The following is a 2,440-nucleotide window of genomic DNA, read 5'->3' as shown; positions in this document are numbered from 1 at the left end:
AATTTTACATTATTTTTAAATTTACTAATTTTTAAATCACCATTATCATCATTACGCCATACTACAAAATATCATTTATCATCAATTTGATTAAATGGTGTTTCTTGTTGTGCTATTCATTCTAAAACACCATCTTTTGTTTTAATTTCTTTTTCTTTTTTTAAATGTTCTAATTTTTCGGGTGTGTATTCATCATGTGTTATATTACAAGCAACTAAACTAGTTGTGCTTGTTCCAATTAGGGTGATTGTACCTAAAAGACTTAATATATTTTTCATATTTTGAATTTCTTTCTATTGGTTTGATAATTTAATTAAAAATGGAAATAAATCACTTATTTCCATAAACAAATATAAATATTTTAAAATTAATTAATATAGTAGCAAGCAATAGCGGATGCAGCTGCTCCGGCAGGACCACCCAACGATCCCACTGCTGCACAACCCCCAGTTAAAGCAATTTTTTTAACGTCATCTAAAACACCACCAATATCTGATGGTAAATTCAAATTAGAAACATAAAATTTATCATCATGCCCCGGAACTATTAAACAAAATCAATTATAATCATAGTTATTACTAATGAATCTATTTATATCATAATATTTAGCTGAAATAGTATCAACTAACTTATAAAATTCTCCACTATAACCAATACCAAAAAGTCCATTAAATTTTCAACTTACATTAGTAAGATTACTATTTTTAAAAACATTATCGATAAGATATTTTGCAAAATTTTTATCGTGTCTTCTAACATAATCACCAAAAGCTCTTCCTATAGCAATTCAAGTATTTTTACTAAAAGTATAAACAGCTTCATCTCCAGTTGAAGAACCAAAATTAATATTAAGGTCTAAAGTATCTAAAGATCTTTTGTTTCTATTTAAATTTAAATTACTTATTTCTGAATAATTAATATTGCTATTTTCTAATTTAATTTCTTCTTTTTGATAAGGACTAGCGGCAATTGTTGTTGGTACAGCACTTCCACTAATTGTTAAGACACTTAATAAACTTAACAGTTTTTTCATTTTATATAATTTCCTTTCTTATCTTGAAACTTTTTATCAAGATCTATTGACATTATATATATATATATATATATACAAGTCAAGTATTTTTAAAGATATTATTTTAGAAAGGAGATGAATTAGAATGATTATTATTGTGATTATATTTTAGTACTAATCGTGGTACTAATAAAACATGAGATCATTTGGCAGAAAAATTATTTTTTGCCTGTAATTTTACCGATGCTTCATCTAATATTTTACGAAGATACGCCAACACCCACGAAGATACTACATTTGGTGATACAATTAATGTATGTAATTATCTATACGATAAATATGGGATTGATATAGGACCCGACAATGAAAATGGCATTGTTTGACCTAAAAATGTTAAAGAAGGTGGCGAAATTGTTTTTCCTAGTGGTGTTCGCATTGCTTTTGCAGGTTATGCTAATGGTAATAAAATTATGGGAAAAGTTGGTAAAGGTAGCGGTATTATATCAGCATGAACTGATGAAATGATACATGCTGAAGAAAAAGAAATTTTAACTGATAAAGAACTAGATAAAAGATATAATAATTTAAGAGTTTCAATGTTTCGTTCAAAAAGTTTAAAAGTATCTTATGAAAAATACACGGATGAAAATGATAATGAACAATATAATTTGGATAATCCTATTCCAGTAAAAGAATTATTTTGGACATTTCAAGAATTAGATAACATAGCAAAACAATACATAACCGTAACAACATATTTTCATAAAACATATTCTAATCAATTTACTTTTAATCCTTTTGATAAATACCATGTCTTTTATGAAAAATTTGTAACGCCATTTTTGCCTTTAAATGAAAGAATTAAAAATATTTTAAAAAAACACAATCAAGTATATTCAGAAAATAAACAAGCATTTAATGGCTTAGGTGTTTTTAATTTGCGATTAACAATGGGTGCTGTTTGAAATAAAATACCTGATATTCTCCAAAAACTTGTTTTAACAAACAAAAAAGAGCGGCCTGATTTATTTGAACTTGAATACTACGGTTTTGAATATAATGATAATGACCCGAGTATTTATGTTTTGCGAAATTATCGCAAATATATTAAAGAGTATAATTTACAAGATTTTTATAATTCAAATACAAAGCAGTATCAATTTGATAGTTACTCAATTGGTGTCGATTATGCTAATGGTAGTGAAGACCATACGGTTTTTTTATTTAGTGGTTATAAAATTAATAAAAATAATGAATATGATAAATATTTAATTGAAGAAAATGTTGTCACACCAAAAAACGCAATGAATTTAAATGAAATAGTTGAACATTACGGACAATGAATAATTAATACATTTGATAAATTTGATGGTTTTGAATATGCTACATTTCATTATGATATTAATGCCCACGACTTTATGCAAAAAT

The 2,440-nt window shown here is 25.9% G+C and carries 3 protein-coding genes; 1 reads left to right on the top strand and 2 read right to left on the bottom strand.

Going from position 1 to position 2,440, the window contains the following annotated elements:
* Positions 1-278 (bottom strand): lipoprotein (locus tag D9R21_RS05715; protein WP_158613932.1); only part of this gene is annotated, 278 nt, incomplete at its 3' end.
* A gap of 89 nt (positions 279-367) precedes the next feature.
* Positions 368-1,033 (bottom strand): hypothetical protein, encoded by a 666-nt coding sequence (locus D9R21_RS05710; RefSeq protein WP_126821445.1) that lies wholly within the window; start codon positions 1,031-1,033, stop codon positions 368-370.
* Between the two features lie 134 nt (positions 1,034-1,167).
* On the opposite strand from D9R21_RS05710, the gene D9R21_RS05705 reads away from it, so the two are divergent.
* Positions 1,168-2,440 (top strand): hypothetical protein (locus tag D9R21_RS05705; protein ID WP_148108850.1); only part of this gene is annotated, 1,273 nt, incomplete at its 3' end.

The organism is Spiroplasma endosymbiont of Megaselia nigra, from assembly GCF_003987485.1.
Lineage (GTDB): Bacteria > Bacillota_I > Bacilli_A > Mycoplasmatales > Mycoplasmataceae > Spiroplasma.
Note: the sequence above shows the minus strand (reverse complement) of the source record. Positions and strands in the feature narration are given on the sequence as shown.